The organism is Streptococcus sp. 27098_8_12 (assembly GCF_041432115.1).
Taxonomy (GTDB): Bacteria; Bacillota; Bacilli; order Lactobacillales; family Streptococcaceae; genus Streptococcus; species Streptococcus parasanguinis_V.
The window spans coordinates 22936-45122 of record NZ_JAPVZA010000014.1 but is presented as its reverse complement, the minus strand read 5'-3'; the positions used below and the strand labels follow the sequence as shown (position 1 = coordinate 45122).

Below are 22187 nucleotides of genomic sequence, written 5' to 3'. Positions count from 1 at the left end.
TCTATGTCAATTAAAGTCATTATCGCAGGTTTCAAGGGAAGAATGGGACAAGCAGCCTTCAAGATGGTTTCAGAAGATCCTGAGCTAGAATTAGCTGGCTTGATCGATCCATTTACTGATGAGACAGAGGTTGCAGGGGTCCCTGTCTTTAATCGCAAAGAAGATGTTGTGGGTCTAGAGGCAGATGTTTGGGTAGATTTTACCATGCCCAAGGTCGCTTACGAAAATACTCGCTTTGCAATTGAGAATGGCTTTGCGCCTGTTGTGGGAACGACTGGATTCACTCCTGAGCAGATCCAAGAATTGACAGACCTTTCACGTGAAAAGGGCTTGGGTGGCTTGATCGCGCCGAACTTTGCCATCGGAGCCGTGCTTTTGATGCAATTTGCAGCGCAAGCAGCTAAGTATTTCCCGAATGTGGAAATTATCGAATTGCACCACGATAAGAAAAAAGATGCACCGAGTGGAACAGCCATTAAGACCGCTGAGTTGATCTCTGAGAAGCGCGAGAAGATCCAGCAAGGTGCAGCAGATGAAGAAGAGTTGATGCCTGGAGCAAGAGGTGCAGAGTTTGAAGGGATGCGCATCCATTCGGTTCGATTGCCTGGCCTAGTCGCTCACCAAGAGGTGATTTTTGGTAGCCAAGGCGAAGGCTTGACTCTCCGTCATGATTCCTATGATCGTGTTTCCTTCATGACAGGAGTAAATCTAGGGATTAAAGAAGTTGTCAAGCGTCATGAGCTTGTCTATGGTTTGGAACACTTACTATGAGATTAGAAAAGATGCCTTCTGAGTTTCAGGAGGCTTTACCAATATTAGAGAAGATTAAAGCAGCTGGTTTTGAGGCCTATTTTGTAGGGGGATCTGTCCGTGATGCCCTCTTGGATCGTCCGATTCACGATGTCGATATCGCATCCTCCTCATACCCAGAAGAGACCAAGGCGATTTTTGATCGGACAGTAGATGTCGGTATCGAACACGGGACCGTCTTGGTCCTTGAAAATGGTCAAGAATATGAAATTACGACCTTCCGGACAGAGGATGTCTATGTCGATTATCGCCGTCCAAGCTCCGTGTCTTTTGTACGCTCGCTAGAAGAAGACCTCAAGCGTCGTGATTTTACGGTTAATGCCTTTGCCTTAAATGAAAAAGGAGAAATTGTTGACCTCTTTCATGGACTAGAAGATTTAGAAAACAAGGTCCTTCGGGCGGTTGGGATTCCTCATGAACGGTTTAACGAAGATGCACTCCGGATCATGCGAGGCTTTCGTTTTCAAGCCAGTCTTGGATTTGAATTAGAAGAGGCAACCTTTGATGCCATGAAGGAGTGCGCTCCCTTACTAGAGAAGATTTCTGTAGAGCGCACCTTCATCGAGTTTGATAAGCTCTTGCTTTCTCCATTCTGGAGACAGGGCTTGGAGGCCCTGCTTGCAAGTGGTGCTTATCACTATCTGCCAGAGATGAAGGATCGCAAAGAAGCAATCGAGCGTTTGTTTGACATAGAGTTGGAATATACCTTTTCAACTTCTGAGCAAGCCTGGGCTGCTCTGGTCTTAGCACTAGAGATTCAAGATATTCCAAAATTCTTTAAAAAATGGAAGACCTCTAGAGAGTTTGCCAAGACGGTGGAGCAGATCGTAGAGATTCTTAAGCTCCGAGAAAAAGGAAGTCTAGACAAGCGTGCTTGCTACAAGTATGAGAAGCGTTTGTTGCTAGTGGCGGAAGAGCTCCGGGAAGCGTATGCCTTGAGTGTAGATTATCTGGCCATCGAGCGTGTCTATGATAGCTTGACCATTCATGATAAGCACGAAGTGGTGGTCAATGGTGGCATGCTGATCAAAGAATATGGCTTTCAACCTGGTCCAGCCTTGGGAGAGATTTTGACAAAGATCGAATATGCCATTGTCGATGGGGAACTGGCCAATGAAAAAGAAGCCATCATTGCCTATATCCAGCAAGCAAAAAAGGAGGAAAAATGAGCGATTTTATTGTCGATAAATTAACCAAATCTGTCGGAGATAAGACCGTCTTTCGTGAGATTTCCTTTATCATTCATGACTTGGATCGGATCGGACTGATCGGGGTCAATGGGACTGGAAAAACCACGCTGTTAGATGTGTTGTCTGGTCGCTCTGGCTTTGATGGAGATGTGAGTCCTTTTTCTGCCAAGTGTGATTATACGATTGGTTACTTGACGCAAGAGCCAGACTTTGATGATCAAAAGACTGTTTTGGATACGGTGTTATCTAGTGATTTGCGTGAAATGCAGTTGATTCGTGATTATGAATTCTTGATGGCGGATTACCGAGAAGAGAACCAAGCACGTCTGGAAAAGGTTATAGCGGAGATGGATTCACTCAATGCTTGGGAAATCGAAAGTCAGGTCAAGACAGTCCTTTCAAAACTTGGGATTAAAGACTTAAATGCAAAAGTTGGAGATCTATCTGGAGGCTTGCGTCGCCGGGTTCAACTGGCCCAGGTTTTGCTGTCTCACCACGACCTTCTCTTACTAGATGAGCCGACCAACCACCTAGATATTGATACTATTGAATGGTTGACCAATTTCTTGAAGAATTCTAAGAAAACCGTACTCTTCATTACCCACGATCGCTATTTCTTGGATAATATCTCGACGCGGATCTTTGAGCTGGATCGGGCTAGTTTGATTGAGTATCAAGGCAATTACCAGGATTATGTCCGCTTAAAGGCTGAGCAAGATGAGCGTGATGCAGCCCTTCTTCATAAGAAGCAGCAACTCTATAAGCAGGAGTTAACCTGGATGCGGAGGCAACCCCAGGCGCGTGCGACCAAGCAACAGGCTCGGATCAATCGTTTCCATGATCTTAAGCAAGACTTGTCTGGGCAAAGCAATCAGACGGATCTAGAGATGAACTTTGAGACCAGCCGGATCGGAAAGAAAGTCATCGAGTTTAAGAATGTGAGTTTTGCTTTTGAAAATAAGCCGATTTTACAAGACTTTAACCTCTTAGTGCAAAATAAGGACCGCATCGGGATCGTCGGGGATAATGGTGTCGGTAAATCGACCCTACTTAATCTGATCGCTGAGCGACTCCAGCCTCAGTCAGGGCAAGTGATCATTGGGGAAACCGTGAGGGTGGCTTATTTCTCTCAACAGATCGATGGCTTAGATGAGAGCGAGCGCGTGATTAATTTCTTACAAGAGGTTGCGGAGGAAGTCAAGACGACTGTCGGAACAACTTCGATCGCAGATCTCTTGGAGCAATTTCTCTTCCCACGCTCTATGCATGGAACCTTGATCGAGAAACTCTCCGGCGGTGAGAAGAAGCGCCTCTTTCTCTTGAAACTCTTGATTGAAAAACCCAATGTACTTCTCCTCGATGAACCGACCAATGACTTGGATATTGCTACCTTGACGGTTTTGGAAAACTTCCTTCAAAACTTTGGTGGTCCCGTTATTACCGTTAGTCACGACCGTTATTTCCTAGACAAGGTCGCAAGCAAGATCCTTGCTTTTGAAAATGGGGGCATTCGGGAGTTCTTTGGCAATTATACGGATTATTTAGATGAAAAAGCCTTTGAAGCAGCCCAGGTAACGGCTAGTCAAAAGATTGAAAAAGAGAAACCTGTCAAGCCAAAAGAAGAGAAGAAGCGCATGAGCTACATGGAGAAGCAAGAGTGGGCAAGTATTGAGGCAGATATCGAAGCGATTGAAAATCGAATTGCAGAGATTGAAGTGGAGATGAATGAAAACGGCTCTGACTTTGGCAAATTGTCAGCCCTTCAAAAAGAATTGGATCAGGAAAATGAGCGATTGCTTGAGAAGTACGATCGCTATGAATATCTGAGCGAATTAGATGAATAAGGAGGCCCTATGAATCAATTGAACCGGATATCCCTTGGGATTTCAGCCACTATTTTTACTATTATCGGTATCGTCTTGTTTATCAATCCGATTGAGCACATCGGCTCATTTAGCTGGTTGATTTCCTGTGGTTTCTTTTTAATCTCCCTTTCGCGTTTTTCACGCTATTACCGATTGCGTCAGGCTGGTATCATTCAGCAGCAACAGCTCTTTCACAGTATGGTCGCCTTGGTTTTTGCGGTCTACTTACTGCTTTATGGCTACAAGACTTTGCCGATTGTCTTTCCAGTCACTTTAGGAATTTGGCTCATCTACCGTTCGATTTTGAACTTCCGAAAAGCCAATTTCTACTCGAGGAAGGTTGAGGAACTGTCCAAGCGTTATATTTTCTTTGCCTTGCTACAGCTCTTCATCGGTTTATTCTTAATTGTTAGTCCGCTTTCGATTAGCGTCTTTCTATTAAATATTATTGGCTTGATTTTCCTCATTTTAGGATTTCAATCCTTTAGTCTCTTGTTAAAAAGTTAAGAAAAGTTACGTGCAAACCTTTGCGTTTGATAAAAAGTCTGATATAATAGATCTGTAAGTGTTTACAAGTTTGAAAGGAGTTACAGATGTCTAAAAAAATTATTGGTATTGACCTTGGGGGAACTTCAATTAAGTTTGCCATCCTTACTTTGGATGGGGAAGTTCAAGAAAAATGGTCTATTAAAACAAATATCTTGGATGAAGGTAGCCATATCGTAGATGATATGATCGAATCCATCGCGCATCGTTTGAAGATGCTTGAGCTTGATGCTTCTGAGTTCCAAGGAATTGGAATGGGTTCACCTGGTGTCGTTGACCGTGAAAAAGGTACAGTTATCGGTGCCTACAACTTGAACTGGAAGACCCTTCAACCAGTTAAAGAAAAAATCGAAAGTGCCCTTCATATTCCATTCTTCATTGATAACGATGCCAACGTTGCTGCTTTGGGTGAACGTTGGAAAGGGGCTGGTGAAAACCAACCAGATGTTGTCTTCATGACACTTGGTACAGGTGTTGGCGGTGGTATCGTCGCTGAAGGTCGTCTCTTGCACGGTGTGCGTGGAGCTGCTGGGGAACTTGGTCACATCACGGTTGACTTTGATGATCCAATCCAATGTACCTGTGGTAAAAAAGGCTGTCTTGAAACGGTTGCCTCAGCAACTGGGATCGTCAACTTGACTCGTCGTTATGCAGATGAGTACGAAGGGGACTCTCAATTGAAAGTCTTGATCGACAATGGTGAAGAAGTGACAGCTAAAACGGTCTTTGATCTAGCAAAAGAGGGTGACGCTCTTGCTTTGATCGTTTATAAGAACTTCTCACGCTACCTTGGACTTGCTGCAGCCAATATTGGTTCAACCTTGAACCCGTCTAAGATCGTTATCGGTGGTGGGGTATCTGCTGCTGGAGACTTCCTCTTGGATGGCGTGCGCAAGGTCTTTGAAGAAAACTCATTCCCACAAGTACGTGAATCTACTCAATTAGCACTTGCTACTTTGGGAAATGATGCGGGTGTCATCGGTGCCGCATCTCTAGTATTACAATAAGATTAAAAGGAGATTTCCCTCTCCTTTTTTCTTTATCCTGTGATATAATGAAGGCAATAGTAGATTAAAGGAGGAGATATGACAAAAGCAGATACAATTTTTAAAGAAAATATTCGAAAAATCATGGAAGAAGGGGTCTGGTCAGAGCAGGCGCGTCCTAAGTACAAGGATGGCAGAACGGCCAACTCCAAGTACATCACAGGAGCCTTTATGGAGTTTGACCTCTCAAAAGGCGAGTTTCCTATCACGACCCTTCGTCCCATCGCCATTAAATCAGCCATCAAAGAGATGCTCTGGATCTACCAGGATCAGTCGAATAGCTTAGACCTGTTAGAAGACAAGTACAATGTCCACTACTGGAATGACTGGGAAGTAGGGGATAGTCGTACTATCGGTCAGCGCTATGGTGCTGTGGTCAAAAGGCATGACATTACCAATAAAATCCTCAAACAATTAGAAGCCAATCCTTGGAATCGCCGCAACATCATCTCGCTCTGGGATTATGATGCCTTTGAGGAGACCGACGGACTCTTGCCATGTGCTTTTCAGACCATGTTTGACGTGCGTCGGGTTGATGGAGAGATCTATCTAGATGCGACCCTGACCCAGCGTTCAAATGATATGTTGGTAGCCCACCATATCAATGCCATGCAATATGTAGCTCTTCAGATGATGATTGCCAAGCACTTTGGCTGGAAGGTCGGAAAGTTCTTTTACTTCATTAATAACCTTCATATCTATGATAATCAATTTGAACAGGCTGAAGAGTTACTCCGTCGGGAGCCTTCAGATTGTCAGCCACATTTGGTTTTGAATGTACCAGATGGAACCAATTTCTTTGACATCAAACCAGAAGATTTTGAACTGGTCGATTACGATCCAGTGAAGCCACAATTGAAGTTCGATCTTGCCATTTAGTAATAAATCAAGGTTTTTTGATGCCTCGATCAATTGGTAAAATCCTTTTGAAATTAAAACAATTTTAGCTAAAAATTTTTACTCATTTTTGAGTCAAAATGTTTTGAAAATCGTTCGGGTTTTGTTAAATAGATAAGGTTTGGAAAAAACTAGACAATTTTAAAAAGAATGTTAATTTATAGATAAAAATGGAGGTCCATTAGATGGGGAAAGACTTATTTAATGATCGTATTAGCAGATTCTCAATTCGTAAATTGAATGTGGGTGTTTGCTCAGTACTGTTGGGAACACTTGTCATGGTTGGGACAGCCGCAAGTGCAGCCGCTGAAGAAAAGACAGATATGACAAGTGAAAGTGTAGCAGCAGTTGCAACAGCGTCAGAAGCGCCCGCAACTTCAACAGCTACTTCAGCAGCATCAACCGCTGCAACAACTAGTACAGCAGCTACAACTTATGATGCAAACGCAGCAATCACTGCACCAGAGACTTCAACTGCTGCAGCAACATCAACAGCACCTGCTTCAACTAGTGAAGCAAGTAGCACAAGTACAGCAGCTTCAGCAACATCTGCTACCTCAACTGCACCGGGAACATCAACCGCTGCAACACCAAAATTAGAAGCAACTACGCCAACAAACAAGGCAGCAGAAGTAACTGCAACAAGTACAGATAAAAAAGAAGAAGCAACTCTTTCAGCTGGACAAGGTGTAACAGCAAACAATACAGTAGCAACGGAAGAGACAGCCCAAACTTCTGGTAAAAAACGTAATCGTCGTGCCCTGGGTGATGCCAATGATCCAAGCTTAATCGGGGATGACGTTGAAGATGCAACTTCAACACCAAAAGTTGAAAAACCAGGCCTTACAACAAATATCGATGCTAAAGACATAGCCAGCCAAATCTCTTGGTTGGACTTTGGCGATACAGCCAACTGGACAGGGACTACTACAACATCAAAAGGTGAACTTGCTCTCCAAGTCGGCGCGACCTACACCAAGGAAATTATGCCGGGCTATGTGGTTACCATCAAAGTCAAGTCTTTGAAACCCTTCCAAGCGACAGAAATATACAAAAAACGCCTTGAAGAACGAGGAGCAACAGAAGCTGAAAAAGCGACCTATGACCCCAATGCTAGAAATGGTTATGTGAATGGAAATGCAAATCCGTTTACCTTGGCGGAATTTAATGCCGGTGAAGAAGCTAAGGTTATTGCCGAGCCTCAAAACCGTTGGACTGAAATTAAAAACGAGGGGATTGATACTGGTACAACTAAGAAAACTACTATTAGTTCAGAATTAACCGGCGGGAACATTGGGATCCAGTTTGAAGTTTCTGCGACCTTCCGTGGCAAAGCCGTCAAACCTGCCATTGTCATGGCAGATGGTGAGTCGGCTAACCCTGGTGAATTGGTTCTGTTTACCACCAATGGAGAAGGATGGAAACATATAGGGGAATGGAAAAAATCGACTAGAAGATATAATGTAACCTACATTCCACAAGATACAGACAATTTATTTGGTTCAAACCCTACCACAAATATAAATGGCATGAATTTCTATGGGTTGAATCTTAACCAACTTCGAGGTTCAACTCAAGCTGGGCCGGATAAAAAAGCGGTTGCTTGGAAGTACTTCGGAAGTGCTGATTTAACAACTGGAGGTCTCGGAACAGGGGTCTTCGGACCAAATATTTCTGCAAATGATGTTGATGTTCCTCTTGTTATGACAAAGGGAGCTTCTGAAATCGGTCTTTACATCGCTTCAGGTGGTAAACAGTCTGCTATGCTAGGATTCTTCCCACTTGATGAAGGAGATGCGCCTGAATCATACGGTAAGGCGATTCATTCGATCGCAACTGTAGATGGAATTACTGGTAAGAAAGTGAACCAACCTTATCTCGGTCACTTGAGTCCTGATATGGATGAAAACAATACCCTTGATTGGACGGGTGATGACAAGGCGACCACTGCGGATGAAGGCATCGACCAATTACTTCCAAATGATCTCAAAGGAAAAACCAATGAGCTGATCAAGATGGACCGGACACGTCCAGGTAATTACACCATTTCAGTGGAAGCACATACGGGTGGAGCAGCAAAAGCTAACATCTATGGTTGGATAGATTTCAACCAAAACGGAACCTTCGATGAAGATGAACGTTCTGATTTAACAACCATTACTCAAGATGGGACGGCTACGTTAAGCTTTACAAAGAGTAAAACCTATATTGATCCTAGTGTCAATGAATTGGGTGTTCGGATCCGTATCGCAAAGAATGATAAGGAGATTGAAAGCCCAACGGGTATGGCTTTCTCTGGTGAGGTTGAAGACTTTAAGACTCAAATCACTCACCCACCAAAAGGGGAATTTAAAGAAACAACTGGCCCTCAAGGTGCAAAACAAACCGCTACTGTAGCCTTTACTGCTCGAGGTTTGCAAGGCTATAGCCTAACTGAGTCAGCAAAAATTGATGAAACAGTAGCTCCACAAATGATAGATAACCGTACAGGGCAAGTCGTAACACCTGGTGCAGATGGCTACTATGCTGTAGCTGGTCAAGGGAAGTACAAGATCACTTCAAACGGAACTTCTGTGGATGTTGAGTTCATTCCCGAAGATCACTTCCTTGGAACAGCTGACGGTATCTCTATCCGTCGTACAGACAGCAATGGCTACGATACGGGTTGGTCAACAAAATTCCCAGCCGATGAAGCCAATGTCGATACTGCCATCAATACCATGGACGGTCTATACATCCCAACAGTTACACCAACGGAAATTGAAGGGGTAGATAAGACTTCATCAGATGTCCAAGGTGCGACTCAAACTGGTACACCTACTTTTAACACAACTACAACGAATGCTAATGGCGAAAAGATCTCTGTCACTCCAAGCTTGGAATACCCTGCTAAATTGGTGGACCCAGCGACTGGTCAAGTAACCAATGCAACCTCTGTAACAGTAGCAGGTGAAGGAACTTACAGCATTGACGATGCAACTGGTAAAGTAACCTTTGTTCCAGAACCAGGATTCACAGGTACAGCTCAAGGTGTTACCGTATCAGTAACAGCACCTGTCGGAAAAGATAAAGACGGTACCGTCCGTGATGAATACCTTAAGACAGCAACCGCTAAGTACACACCAACGGTTACTCCAATAACAGTGACTCCTACAGACAAGGTTTCTGCGGATATTCAAAACGTTCCTCAAACCCAAACACCAACCTTTGATTTGAGTAACGACAAGACTGCTGAAATCACTAGCAAGAAATTGGTGGATCCCGCAACTGGTCAACCAACTGATGAAACAACAGTGACAGTAGCAGGTGAAGGTAGCTATACTATCGACCCAACGACTGGAGCAGTAACATTTACGCCAGAAAAAGACTTTGTCGGTACTGCAAAAGGAGTAACTGTTCAGGCAACTGCTACTATTACAAATGCTAATGGTAAGACTGCAACCATTACTTCAGATGCGGCCTACACACCAACTGTTGTGCCAGCAGTTCCAACTGCAAACCCTGCAACTTCTAAAGATGTTCAAGGTGCAACTCAAACCGGTACACCAACCTTTGCAGGAACAACTGTTCAAGTAAACGGTGAAGATAAAGCTATTACCATTAAAGACAATAGCTACACATTGCTAGATAAAGATGGTAACGAAGTTTCAACGACACCAGCTTATGCTGCCGATGGTACTACTGAAATCGGTACCTACTCAATTGATCCAGCAACTGGAAAAGTAACCTTCACTCCGTCAGACAAGTCATACACTGGCGCAGTCACACCAGCCAAGGTTCAAGCTGAAAGCTCAAACGGTATCAAGGTGGACACAACTTACACGCCTGAAATCGTTCCAGTAACACCGACAGCAACTCCAGCTGAAACAGAAGATATTCAAGGTGCTACACAAACTGGTAAACCTGAATTCAAGGGTGGAACAGTAACTATTGATGGTGTTGAGAAGACAGTAGCCATCAATGAAAATGTTCCAGCAACCTTCGACGATGGTTCAACTACGAAGACTGTAGACGGTGTAGGTACTTACACAGTAGCTGCAGATGGCACAGTGACATTTGTTCCTGAGAAATCATTTGTCGGAACTGCACCGGCTGTAACGGTTGTTCGTGAAGACATGAACGGAACTAAGGCTTCAGCGACATACACACCAACTGTAACTCCGGTAACGCCAACTGCAGCCCCAGCTGAATCATCAGGTGTTCAAGGTGCGACACAAACTGGTAAACCTGTATTCACTGAAGGCGACAGCCGTGTTCCAATGAACGATGATGTTGCTGCAACATTTGACGATGGTTCAACTACTAAAACAGTTGATGGTGTAGGTACTTACACAGTAGCAGCAGACGGAACTGTCACATTTGTTCCAGACCCAAGCTTTACTGGTACTGCACCAGCCGTAACCGTTGTTCGTGAAGATAAGAACGGAAGCAAAGCTTCAGCAACTTACACACCAACTGTAAATCCAGTCACTCTTACTCCAACAAATAAAGTTTCTGAAGACATTCAAAATGTTCCTCAAACAGAAACTCCTACATTTGCATTGAGTGATGATGAAACTGCTCAAATTACAAGTAAGAAATTGATTGACCCTGCAACAGGTCAACCAACAGATGAAACAACTGTAACAGTAGCAGGTGAAGGAACTTACACAATCGATCCTACTACAGGAGCAGTAACCTTTACTCCTGAAAAAGACTTTGTCGGAACTGCAACTGGCGTGAAAGTCCAAGCGACTGCAACAATTACCAATGCAGACGGTAAGACTTCAACCATCACTTCAGATGCAAGTTACACACCAACAGTTGTAGCAGCTGTTCCAACAGCTACACCAGCTACATCTAAAGATATCCAAGGTGCGACACAAACTGGAACACCAACCTTTGCAGGAACAACTGTTCAAGTAAATGGTCAAGATAAAGCGATCACCATTAAAGATAACAGCTACACACTTTTGGATAACGACGGTAATGAAGTAACAAGCACACCAGCTTATGCAGCTGATGGTACCACTGAAATCGGTACTTACTCAATTGATCCAGCAACTGGCCAAGTAACCTTCACACCAACTGACAAATCTTATACTGGTAAAGTAACGCCTGTTAAGGTTCAAGCTGAAAGCTCAAACGGCATCAAGGTGGATACAACCTACACACCTGAAATTGTTCCAGTAACACCGACAGCGACACCAGCTGAAACAACGGATATTCAAGGTGCGACTCAAACAGGTAAACCTGAATTCAAGGGTGGAACCGTAACAGTTGATGGCGTTGAGAAAACAGTAGAAATCAATGAAGATGTTCCAGCAACATTTGACGATGGCTCAACAACTAAGACAGTTGATGGCGTTGGTACATATACAGTAGCAGCTGACGGAACTGTAACCTTTGTTCCTGAGAAATCATTTACTGGAACTGCTCCAGCAGTGACGGTTGTTCGCGAAGATAAGAACGGAACCAAAGCTTCTGCAACATACACACCAACTGTAACTCCAGTAACACCTACTGCGAAACCAGCTGAAACAACGGATATCCAAGGTGCTACACAAACAGGTAAGCCTGAATTTACTGAAGGTGACAGCCGTGTTCCAATGAACAATGATGTTCCAGCAACATTTGATGATGGTTCAACGACTAAGACAGTTGACGGCGTTGGTACTTACACAGTAGCAGCAGACGGAACAGTTACATTTGTACCAGAAAAATCATTTGTTGGAACTGCACCAGCGGTAACAGTTGTGCGTGAAGATATGAATGGCACTAAAGCCTCTGCAACTTACACACCAACTGTAACGCCTGTAACACCAACAGCTGAAGATGCTACTTCAACTGGTAAACAAGGTCAAACTCAAACAGGTAAGCCTGAATTTACTGAAGGCAACAGCCGTGTGCCAATGAACGATGATGTTCCAGCAACCTTCGATGATGGATCAACAACTAAGACAGTAGAAGGCGTTGGTACTTACACAGTAGCAGCAGACGGAACTGTAACCTTTGTCCCTGAGAAATCATTCGTCGGAACTGCACCAGCTGTAACAGTTGTTCGTGAAGATAAGAACGGAACTAAAGCTTCTGCAACTTACACACCAACTGTAACTCCAGTAACTCCAACAGCAACACCAGCTGAATCTACTGGACCTCAAGGTCTTGTTCAAACTGGAACTGTAACCTTTACTGAAGGTGATGAAGTAGCTCCAATTAACAAGGATTCGATTACTCTTCTTGATGAAAATGGTCAACCAGCAGCATCAGTAGAAGCGAAATCACCAGCAGGTGACGTGATCGGTACCTTCACTGTTGATAAAGAAACAGGTGTTGTGACCTTCACACCAACAGATAAATCTTATTCAGGTGATGTGGTTCCAGTTAAGGTTCAAGGTAAAGATACAAACGGAACATCTGTAGAAACAACTTACACACCTAAGATTACTCCAGTCGTTCCAACTTCTGAAGATGCAACATCGACAGATATCCAAGGTCAAACACAATCAGGTAAACCAACCTTCACCGAAGGAAATCCAAATGTTCCAATCGATGAGGATACTCCAGCTACCTTCGAAGATGGCTCGACTACGAAGACTGTCGATGGTGAAGGAACTTACACAGTTGCTCCAGATGGAACAGTAACCTTCGTGCCAGAAAAATCATTCACTGGAACTGCTACAGGCGTAACAGTGAAACGCGTGGATAAGAACGGTACTGAAATCACAGCGAAGTACACACCAACTGTGACACCAGTAACTCCAACTGCAACACCAGCAGAAACAACAGATATCCAAGGTGCCACTCAAACAGGTAAACCTGAATTCACTGAAGGTGACAGCCGTGTGCCAATGAACAATGATGTTCCAGCAACCTTCGAAGATGGTTCAACTACGAAGACTGTAGACGGTGTTGGTACTTACACAGTAGCAGCAGACGGTACAGTAACCTTTGTACCTGAAAAATCATTCGTTGGAACTGCACCAGCTGTAACAGTGGTTCGTGAAGATAAGAACGGAACAAAAGCTTCTGCAACTTATACACCAACCGTAACACCAGTTACACCAACTGCAGAAGATACAACATCTACTGACAAACAAGGTCAAACGCAAACAGGTACACCAACCTTCACACCAGGTAATCCAAATGTTCCAATGGATGATGATACACCTGCAACATTTGAAGATGGCTCAACTACGAAGACCGTTCCAGGTGAAGGAACTTACACAGTTGCTCCAGATGGAACAGTAACCTTCGTACCAGAAAAATCATTCACAGGAACAGGTACAGGCGTAACCGTGAAACGTGTTGATAAGAACGGTACTCCAGTTACTGCTAAGTACACACCAACTGTGACACCAGTAACCCCAACAGCAAGTCCAGCTGAATCAGAAGCACCTCAAGGTGTGGTTCAAACTGGAACTGTAACCTTCACAGAAGGTGACCCAGTTGCACCAATCGACAAAGATACCATTACTCTTCTTGACGAAAATGGTCAGCCAGCAGAATCAGTAGTTGCCAAGTCACCAGAAGGTAAAGAAATCGGTACTTTCACAGTCGATAAAGAAACAGGTGTTGTAACCTTCACACCAACTGATAAATCTTACTCAGGTGATGTTGTGCCAGTTAAGGTTCAAGGTAAAGATACAAACGGAACGGTTGCTGAGACAACTTACACACCTAAGATCACTCCTGTTGTACCAACTGCTGATCCTGCAACATCAACAGACATCCAAGGTCAAACTCAAACAGGTACACCAAGCTTCACACCTGGTAACCCTGCAATCCCAATGGATGATGATGTACCAGCTACCTTTGAAGATGGTTCAACAACAAAAGTTATTCCAGGTGAAGGAACTTACACAGTTGCTCCAGACGGAACCGTAACCTTCGTACCAGAGAAATCATTCACAGGAACAGGTACAGGCGTAACAGTGAAACGTGTTGATAAGAACGGTACTCCAGTTACTGCTAAGTACACACCAACTGTAACACCAGTAACTCCAACCGCTGAGCCAGCAACATCTACTGACATCCAAGGTGCAACACAAACTGGTAAACCTGTATTTACTGAAGGTGACAGCCGTGTACCAATGAACGATGATGTTCCAGCAACATTTGACGATGGTTCAACTACTAAGACAGTTAAAGGTGTTGGTACTTACACAGTTGCTCCAGACGGAACAGTGACATTCGTACCTGAGAAATCATTTGTCGGAACTGCACCAGCAGTAACAGTTGTTCGTGAAGATAAGAACGGAACAAAAGCTTCCGCAACTTACACACCAACTGTTACACCTGTGACACCAACAGCTGATCCTGCTACATCAACAGATATCCAAGGTCAAACTCAAACAGGTAAACCAAGCTTCACGCCTGGTAACCCAAGTGTACCAATGGATGATGATGTACCTGCAACCTTTGAAGATGGATCAACTACTAAAGTTATTCCAGGTGAAGGAACTTACACCGTTTCTCCAGACGGAACCGTAACCTTCGTACCAGAAAAATCATTCACAGGAACCGGTACAGGCGTAACAGTGAAACGTGTTGATAAGAACGGTACACCAATTACCGCAACTTACACACCAACTGTAACACCAGTTACACCAACTGCAGAACCAGCTACTTCAATTGGTAAGAAGGGTGCCACTCAAACAGGCAAACCAACCTTCACAGAAGGCGATAGCCGTGTACCAATGAATGACGGAGTTCCAGCAACCTTTGAAGATGGTTCAACTACGAAGACAATTCCAGGTGTTGGTACATACACAGTAGCAGCAGATGGAACTGTAACCTTCACACCAGAACCTGAATTCACTGGAACAGCACCAGCTGTAACAGTGGTTCGTGAAGATGTGAACGGAACAAAAGCTTCTGCAACTTACACACCAACTGTCCTTCCAATCACTAAGTTTGTTGATAAAGAAGGTAAGGAAATCCCAGGATATCCTACAGTTGATGGAGAAGAACCAAAAGCTGAAATTCCAGGTTACCGCTTTGTGGAAACGAAGAAATTGCCTAATGGTGATACTGAACACGTCTATGAAAAAGTGACGACTTCATATGTAGACGAAAATGGGGACCCAATCCCAGGTAACCCAACAGAAGATGGGGAACAACCGAAGAAAGATATCCCAGGTTATGACTTCGTGAAGACTGTTGTAGATAAAGATGGAAACATTCAACATATCTACAAGAAGACTGTGACACCAACTCCAATGCCGGATCCAACTCCGACACCAGAGCCACAGCCACAACCTACTCCACAACCGCAACCAACACCACAACCACAACCACAACCTACTCCACAACCAAAACCAGAAGAACCAACGATTCCTGTCGTTCCAGAAACGAAAGAAGAAGTGAAGTATATTGATCCACAAAATCCTACTGCACAACTTCCAAACACAGGAACAAAAGAATCTTCTACTGCTGGTCTTGCAATCTTTAGTGCTTTAGCAGGTCTCTCATTATTCGGATTTGCAAAACGCAAAAAAGAAGACTAAGCTAACTTGTGGCTAAGAAAAACCGCGAAAATCTCGCGGTTTTTTCTGTTTGTTTTTGAAAAAATATCCTCCAAACTAGATAGTTGAAATCAGTCTTTTATAAGAAAATTTGATAAAATAGAAGTATCAGTGTAAAGGATGAGAGAATGAAAAAGATAATTGGTATCTGGGCTCAAACTGAAAATGGCATTATTGGAAAGGACCAAGTCATGCCTTGGCATCTGCCAGCTGAGCTTCAGCATTTCAAAGAAACAACCATGGGACAAGCGATTCTCATGGGAAGAGTGACCTTTGATGGTATGAAAAAACGGGTTCTACCAGGTCGGACCAGCATTATCTTAACGCAAGATCAAGGCTATGATCCTGAAAATGATGCTGTACTCGTCATGCACAGCAAGGAAGAAGTCTTGGAGTGGTACCAGAACCAAGAGAAGAATCTTTACATTATTGGAGGCAGTCAGATTTTAAGGCTCTTTTCTGACCAGTTAGAAGAGTTGATCCAGACCATGATTCATGCGGATATTGATGGCGATACATTGGCACCGAGATTTGAAGAGAACCGCTATGAAAGAGTCCGTCAAGTCCATCATCTGAAAGATGAGAAGAACCCATATGATTTTACGGTCAACTATTATAAGAGAAAGGATTTAGACTAATGGAGCGAAGTGTCTTTGGTTTTTTTACAGCTGTCCTATGTGTCATCTGTTTGATTTGCGCCTTACAAACCTTTCGTAAAAAACGGTTTGGCCTCGCTATTTTATTCTTACTAAATGCTTTTACCAATCTTGTGAATTCCATTCACGCCTTTTACATGACCTTATTTTAAACTAAATAGAAACAGAAAATGACAGAAAGAGGAAATACATGCCAACGAATCAAAATAATGATATGATGGTTTATTGTTCATTTTGCGGAAAGAGTCAAGATGAAGTCCAAAAAATCATTGCAGGGAACAATGCGTTTATCTGTAATGAATGTGTAGAGTTAGCACAAGAAATTATCCGTGAGGAGCTAGCAGAAGAAGTCCTTGCAGACCTTAGCGAAGTTCCAAAACCAATCGAATTGCTCAATATCTTGAACCACTATGTGATCGGTCAAGATCGTGCCAAACGTGCCCTTGCTGTAGCGGTATACAACCACTACAAACGCATCAACTTCCACGATACGCGCGAAGATGAGACAGATGTTGAATTGCAAAAATCAAACATCCTCATGATTGGTCCTACTGGTTCAGGTAAGACTTTCTTGGCCCAAACCTTAGCACGTAGCTTGAATGTCCCATTTGCCATTGCAGATGCAACTGCCTTGACAGAAGCTGGTTATGTAGGAGAAGACGTTGAAAATATTCTCTTGAAACTCCTTCAGGCAGCTGATTTCAATATCGAACGTGCTGAACGAGGCATTATCTATGTCGATGAAATCGATAAGATCGCTAAGAAAAGTGAAAATGTCTCTATCACGCGTGACGTTTCTGGTGAAGGAGTGCAACAAGCTCTCTTGAAGATCATCGAAGGAACTGTCGCTAGTGTCCCACCTCAAGGTGGACGCAAACACCCACAACAAGAGATGATTCAAGTGGATACCAAGAATATTCTCTTCATCGTAGGTGGAGCTTTTGACGGGATCGAAGAAATTGTTAAGCAACGTCTCGGTGAAAAAGTCATCGGTTTCGGTAAGAACAATAAAGCTATTGATGAATCAAGCTCTTACATGCAAGAAATCGTTGCAGAAGATATTCAAAAATTCGGGATTATCCCAGAATTGATCGGACGTCTTCCAGTCTTTGCTGCTCTTGAGCAATTGACAGTTGACGATCTTGTCCGTATCTTGAAAGAGCCACGCAATGCCTTGGTAAAACAATACCAAACCTTGCTTTCTTATGATAACGTTGAATTGGAATTTGATGATGAAGCCCTTCAAGAGATTGCCAATAAAGCCATCGAAAGAAAAACAGGAGCTCGTGGACTTCGCTCTATTATCGAAGAAACCATGATGGATGTCATGTTTGAAATTCCAAGTCAAGAAGATGTCAAACTTGTTCGAATTACAAAAGAAGCTGTAGATGGAACTGAAAAACCCATTCTCGAAACAGCCTAGAAAGATAAAATATAAAATATGGAAATTAACACACATAATGCGGATATCCTCTTAAGCGCTGCAAATAAGAGCCATTATCCTCAAGATGAGATTCCAGAAGTTGCACTTGCCGGTCGATCCAATGTCGGCAAGTCTTCTTTTATTAATACTCTCTTAAATCGAAAGAACCTGGCCAGAACATCTGGGAAACCAGGAAAAACCCAATTGCTCAATTTCTTCAATATCGATGATAAACTCCGGTTGGTAGACGTACCGGGTTATGGCTATGCCCGTGTCTCTAAAAAAGAGCGCGAGAAGTGGGGGCGGATGATCGAAGAATACCTCACTAGCCGGGAGAACTTAAAAGCAGTCGTTAGCCTAGTCGATTTTCGTCACGAACCTTCAGCAGATGATGTTCAGATGTATGAGTTCTTGAAATATTATGAAATTCCTGTGATCTTAGTTGCTACCAAGGCAGATAAGATTCCACGTGGAAAATGGAACAAACATGAATCAATCATCAAGAAAAAACTAGATTTCGATCCTGCTGACACCTTTATTGTCTTTTCTTCTGTAACCAGGGAAGGACTAGAGAAGTCATGGGATGCTATTTTAGAAAATGCGTTTTACGAAATAAATTGAAATGATATGAAAATGTCATTTTTGTTTTGGATTTATCTCGCAATTGTAATACAAGTGTAATATAAGTGCCTTTGTTTTCTTCTATTTATATGGTATAATCTCTATAAAGATAAAAGATGATAAAAAATTAATTGGAGATAAATTGTATTATGAAAAAGAAAATACGGAATAAAACGAAATTATTTGGTTTGTTCGTTTCTGTATTAGCAGTGGGGACATTTGCTGCTGCTATGAGCGAGCATGTCACATCAGTTGGCGCTAATGATGGAACTTACCAAGCTTATTCAGACCCTACTGAAGCCTTCATCTCACAAATTGGTGAATCAGCTCGTCAGCTCGGTCAAGAGAATGACCTTTATGCTTCCGTTATGATCGCACAAGCCATCCTTGAAAGTGGTTCAGGTCAGTCTGGCTTGTCTTCTTATCCGCATTACAACCTTTTCGGGATTAAAGGAAGTTATGCTGGTCAATCTGCAGTGATGCAAACTTGGGAAGATGACGGTGCTGGAAATGCCTATACGATTAATGACGCATTTCGTTCTTACCCATCTTACTATGAATCATTGCAAGACTATGTAGCTGTTTTGAAACAAGGACATTTTGCAGGTGCATGGAAGAGCAACACCTCTAGTTACCAAGATGCAACAGCAGCGTTGACAGGGGTTTATGCGACAGACACAAGCTACTATGCTAAACTTAATAATATCATTGAAACCTATAATTTGACTCAATACGATTCACCAAATGTTCAGGGTGGAATCACAGGTTCGGTATACAATCCATACCGTCAACAGTTCACTTCACAAGAAATCTTGAATTTGGATATCGCTTGGGCGAACCGTTTGAATTATTAAAACTAAAACAGGCAGATGCCTGTTTTTTTGTTGTTTTTTAGCACACAGTGATATTCGATATAAAACGTATGTGATGAAAAAATAATAATTCTCTCTGAAAACCTTTTCATTCTTTTCTCTCTATGTTATAATGATTTTATTCACAAACATTATATAAGGAGAATAGTATGTCTGAATCTAATTTTATTCAAAAAGTTGGAGCGGCGTGTAATAAGAAGGAAGATCTCTATCAGAAATCTAAAACTCGCTATGCAGTCCGTTCTATTTTTGCTGGAGGATTTCTTACTTTAAGTACGGCGGTCGGAGCAGTTGCAGCTGACTTATTAAATACCTTTGTACCTGGATCTGGTCGTTTTCTATTTCCATTCATCTTTGCCTGGGGTTTGGTATACCTCTTATTCTTAAATGCGGAATTAACCACCTCAAATATGATGTATTTGACGGCGGGTACCTATTTAAAGAAAATTAACTGGAAGAAAGCTTTGGAGATTCTTCTATATTGCACCTTCTTTAATTTAATTGGTGCTTTAATCGTCGCTTTTCTTTTCAATCAAACAACTGCCTTCGCACATATCGATCCAAAAGGATTCCTAGCTACGGTGGCAGAAAATAAACTCCAACGAAGTAATCAAGTGGTTTTCTTTGAAGGGATTATTGCCAATATCTTTGTAAATATTGCTATTCTTTCTTATCTATATTTCAAAGATGAAACAGCAAAGGTGCTCTTAGCCCTCTCTGCTATTTATATGTTTGTCTTTATGACTAATGAACACTTGGCTGCAAACTTTGCTTCCTTCTCATTATTAAGCTTTAATTCAGTATCTAGCCAATTGCCACATTTTGAGTTTTTAAATATTTTACGTCATTATAGCGTCACCTTCTTTGCCAACTGGGTAGGAGGAGGAGTTCTAATGGGACTAGCCTATGCTTGGTTGAATAATATCAATAGTCTCTACAACGATTAAAAAATATAAAAAAAGTTTGCAAAAGTACTTGCATTCTTTTTTTATATATGATAAACTAATCTACGGTTTGAAAAAACTGCCTAAGACAGTAGGGGAGCTCGACTCATAAAGATCCTACCGAGGACAAAACGTATCAATTAAAAGAAGCGTATTGTACTTTCGTGTCTAGGTTTGGGCGCGTTTTTCTTTTGGAAAAATTCCCCAAGCAAAATAATTACGGAGGTGAACACACTAATGAGTGAAGCAATTATTGCTAAAAAAGCGGAACTTGTTGACGTAGTAGCTGAAAAAATGAAAGCTGCTGCATCAATCGTCGTTGTAGATTCTCGCGGTTTGACAGTTGAGCAAGATACAGTTCTCCGTCGCAACCTTCGCGGAAGCGAAGTTGAGTTTAAAGTTATCAAAAACTCAATCTTGCGTCGTGCAGCTGAAAAAGCTGGTCTTGAAGATCTTGCATCTGTTTTCGTTGGACCTTCTGCAGTAGCATTTTCTAACGAAGATGTTATCGCACCTGCGAAAATCTTGAACGATTTTGCAAAAGACGCTGAAGCACTTGAAATCAAAGGTGGTGCAATCGAAGGCGCTGTCGCATCTAAAGAAGAGATTCTTGCACTTGCAACTCTTCCAAACCGCGAAGGACTTCTTTCTATGCTCCTTTCTGTACTTCAAGCGCCAGTGCGCAACGTTGCTCTTGCAGTCAAAGCGGTTGCAGACAACAAAGAAGACGCAGCTTAATCTTAAGCTACGCAGCGTAGCCTAGCTACAAAAAAAATAAAAATTTAAAATTAAAACTTATTTGGAGGAAATAACAATGGCATTGAACATTGAAAACATTATTGCTGAAATTAAAGAAGCTTCAATCCTTGAATTGAACGACCTTGTAAAAGCTATCGAAGAAGAATTTGGTGTAACTGCAGCTGCTCCTGTAGCTGTTGCTGCAGCTGGTGCTGCTGACGCAGGTGCTGCTAAAGATTCATTCGATATCGAATTGACATCTGCAGGCGACAAGAAAGTCGGCGTTATCAAAGTTGTACGTGAAATCACTGGTCTTGGTCTTAAAGAAGCTAAAGAACTTGTTGATGGTGCACCTGGCGTTATCAAAGAAGGTGTTGCTGCAGCTGAAGCTGAAGAAATCAAAGGTAAATTGGAAGAAGCTGGAGCTTCAGTTACTCTTAAATAATAGAGTAACGCAAATTGAATGCGAAAGCCTAGTATATTAAGGTTAAGAATTGCTTAAGGTGATTTAAATCTTAAATAGGGGAGTTATTCCCCACCAAATCCCCGCCAAGTTAGATCTTGGCGGGGATTTTTTTCTACAACAAAATAGACACTATAATTCTTTTGTTAGTTTTATGATATGCAGAAATTATAGTGCTATTTTAACCTAAATCCAATCATTGCCTTCAACTGGTGCATATGCCCACCAGACCCAAGCTAAACCAAGATCGGTAGCTTGAATCATATTATTTTGCTTAGTAATTAAATTATGATGAAGTGCAAAATCAATGTATTCATCTAACTGATTTCTTTTATCAGCATAGCCTTCTTCAATTAATTTTGAGATTGATTCAGGTGAACTAACGTATTCTAAAAAGCTAGTGAAGTAGGTATCTGTTATTAATTTTTCACGAATTTCAAAATTTGAACCTTTGAATTCTCTTTGTAACTGATCTTTAATTGACATCTTTTTCTCCTTTAAATTTATACTATGTCTGTAAAATGTGTTAAAACTATTAGCCATACAATTTAAGTATGCCATAAAAACGTCGAAAAACTGTTTTTTTCCGTTTTTTTTCTTCATTTTTTAG

15 protein-coding genes and 1 other annotated feature are annotated in these 22187 nt (G+C 42.3%); of the genes, 14 read left to right on the top strand and 1 reads right to left on the bottom strand.

Annotated features, from left to right (window positions below; all coding sequences use genetic code 11):
- Nucleotides 1–3 precede the first annotated feature (3 nt).
- The 14 genes from dapB to rplL all read left to right on the top strand — a co-directional run bounded on the left by dapB (nucleotide 4) and on the right by rplL (nucleotide 21559).
- The gene (gene dapB / locus O3629_RS06955) at nucleotides 4–771 is read left to right on the top strand and encodes a 4-hydroxy-tetrahydrodipicolinate reductase (protein WP_371608950.1); all 768 of its coding nucleotides are present in this window, start codon (nucleotides 4–6) and stop codon (nucleotides 769–771) included.
- The gene (locus O3629_RS06950; RefSeq protein WP_201036822.1) at nucleotides 768–1979 is read left to right on the top strand and encodes a CCA tRNA nucleotidyltransferase; all 1212 of its coding nucleotides are present in this window, start codon (nucleotides 768–770) and stop codon (nucleotides 1977–1979) included. The genes dapB and O3629_RS06950 overlap by 4 nt, the downstream gene beginning before the upstream one ends.
- On the top strand, nucleotides 1976–3844 hold the full coding sequence (locus tag O3629_RS06945) for an ABC-F family ATP-binding cassette domain-containing protein (protein WP_371608949.1): 1869 nt from the start codon (nucleotides 1976–1978) through the stop codon (nucleotides 3842–3844). The genes O3629_RS06950 and O3629_RS06945 overlap by 4 nt, the downstream gene beginning before the upstream one ends.
- A 9-nt stretch (nucleotides 3845–3853) precedes the next feature.
- A complete protein-coding gene (locus tag O3629_RS06940) occupies nucleotides 3854–4372 on the top strand; it encodes a hypothetical protein (RefSeq protein ID WP_024055631.1) in 519 nt (172 codons plus the stop codon).
- An 86-nt stretch (nucleotides 4373–4458) separates the two neighbouring features.
- Nucleotides 4459–5418, top strand: a complete 960-nt coding sequence (locus O3629_RS06935) for an ROK family glucokinase (RefSeq protein WP_021153285.1) — start codon at nucleotides 4459–4461, stop codon at nucleotides 5416–5418.
- Nucleotides 5419–5496: 78 nt separating this feature from the next.
- Nucleotides 5497–6336 carry a thymidylate synthase gene (locus O3629_RS06930; RefSeq protein ID WP_195423273.1) on the top strand — a complete coding sequence of 280 codons (840 nt, stop codon included), beginning with the start codon at nucleotides 5497–5499 and terminating at the stop codon, nucleotides 6334–6336.
- Between the two features lie 203 nt (nucleotides 6337–6539).
- Nucleotides 6540–15842, top strand: a complete 9303-nt coding sequence (locus O3629_RS06925) for a CshA/CshB family fibrillar adhesin-related protein (protein ID WP_371608948.1) — start codon at nucleotides 6540–6542, stop codon at nucleotides 15840–15842.
- Between the two features lie 146 nt (nucleotides 15843–15988).
- A complete protein-coding gene (locus tag O3629_RS06920; RefSeq protein ID WP_371608947.1) occupies nucleotides 15989–16498 on the top strand; it encodes a dihydrofolate reductase in 510 nt (169 codons plus the stop codon).
- Between the two features lie 208 nt (nucleotides 16499–16706).
- Entirely contained in the window at nucleotides 16707–17939 is a 1233-nt protein-coding gene (clpX, locus tag O3629_RS06915) for an ATP-dependent Clp protease ATP-binding subunit ClpX (protein WP_003001797.1), read from the top strand.
- A gap of 18 nt (nucleotides 17940–17957) precedes the next feature.
- Nucleotides 17958–18560, top strand: coding sequence for a ribosome biogenesis GTP-binding protein YihA/YsxC (yihA, locus tag O3629_RS06910; RefSeq protein WP_003016353.1), 603 nt, complete (start codon nucleotides 17958–17960; stop codon nucleotides 18558–18560).
- Nucleotides 18561–18709: 149 nt separating this feature from the next.
- Nucleotides 18710–19414: a glucosaminidase domain-containing protein gene (locus O3629_RS06905; RefSeq protein ID WP_021153281.1), complete on the top strand. Its 705-nt coding sequence runs from the start codon at nucleotides 18710–18712 to the stop codon at nucleotides 19412–19414.
- Between the two features lie 167 nt (nucleotides 19415–19581).
- Nucleotides 19582–20379 (top strand): formate/nitrite transporter family protein, encoded by a 798-nt coding sequence (locus O3629_RS06900; RefSeq protein ID WP_371608946.1) that lies wholly within the window; start codon nucleotides 19582–19584, stop codon nucleotides 20377–20379.
- Between the two features lie 61 nt (nucleotides 20380–20440).
- Nucleotides 20441–20575, top strand: a sequence feature (ribosomal protein L10 leader region).
- 38 nt (nucleotides 20576–20613) lie between these two features.
- Complete coding sequence (rplJ, locus tag O3629_RS06895; protein ID WP_003001722.1) at nucleotides 20614–21114, top strand: 50S ribosomal protein L10; 501 nt, start codon at nucleotides 20614–20616, stop codon at nucleotides 21112–21114.
- A gap of 76 nt (nucleotides 21115–21190) precedes the next feature.
- Complete coding sequence (rplL, locus tag O3629_RS06890) at nucleotides 21191–21559, top strand: 50S ribosomal protein L7/L12 (protein WP_003001622.1); 369 nt, start codon at nucleotides 21191–21193, stop codon at nucleotides 21557–21559.
- Between the two features lie 204 nt (nucleotides 21560–21763).
- On the opposite strand, the gene O3629_RS06885 is transcribed toward rplL, so the two are convergent.
- A complete protein-coding gene (locus O3629_RS06885; protein WP_070449964.1) occupies nucleotides 21764–22063 on the bottom strand; it encodes a tryptophanyl-tRNA synthetase in 300 nt (99 codons plus the stop codon).
- Nucleotides 22064–22187 lie beyond the last annotated feature (124 nt).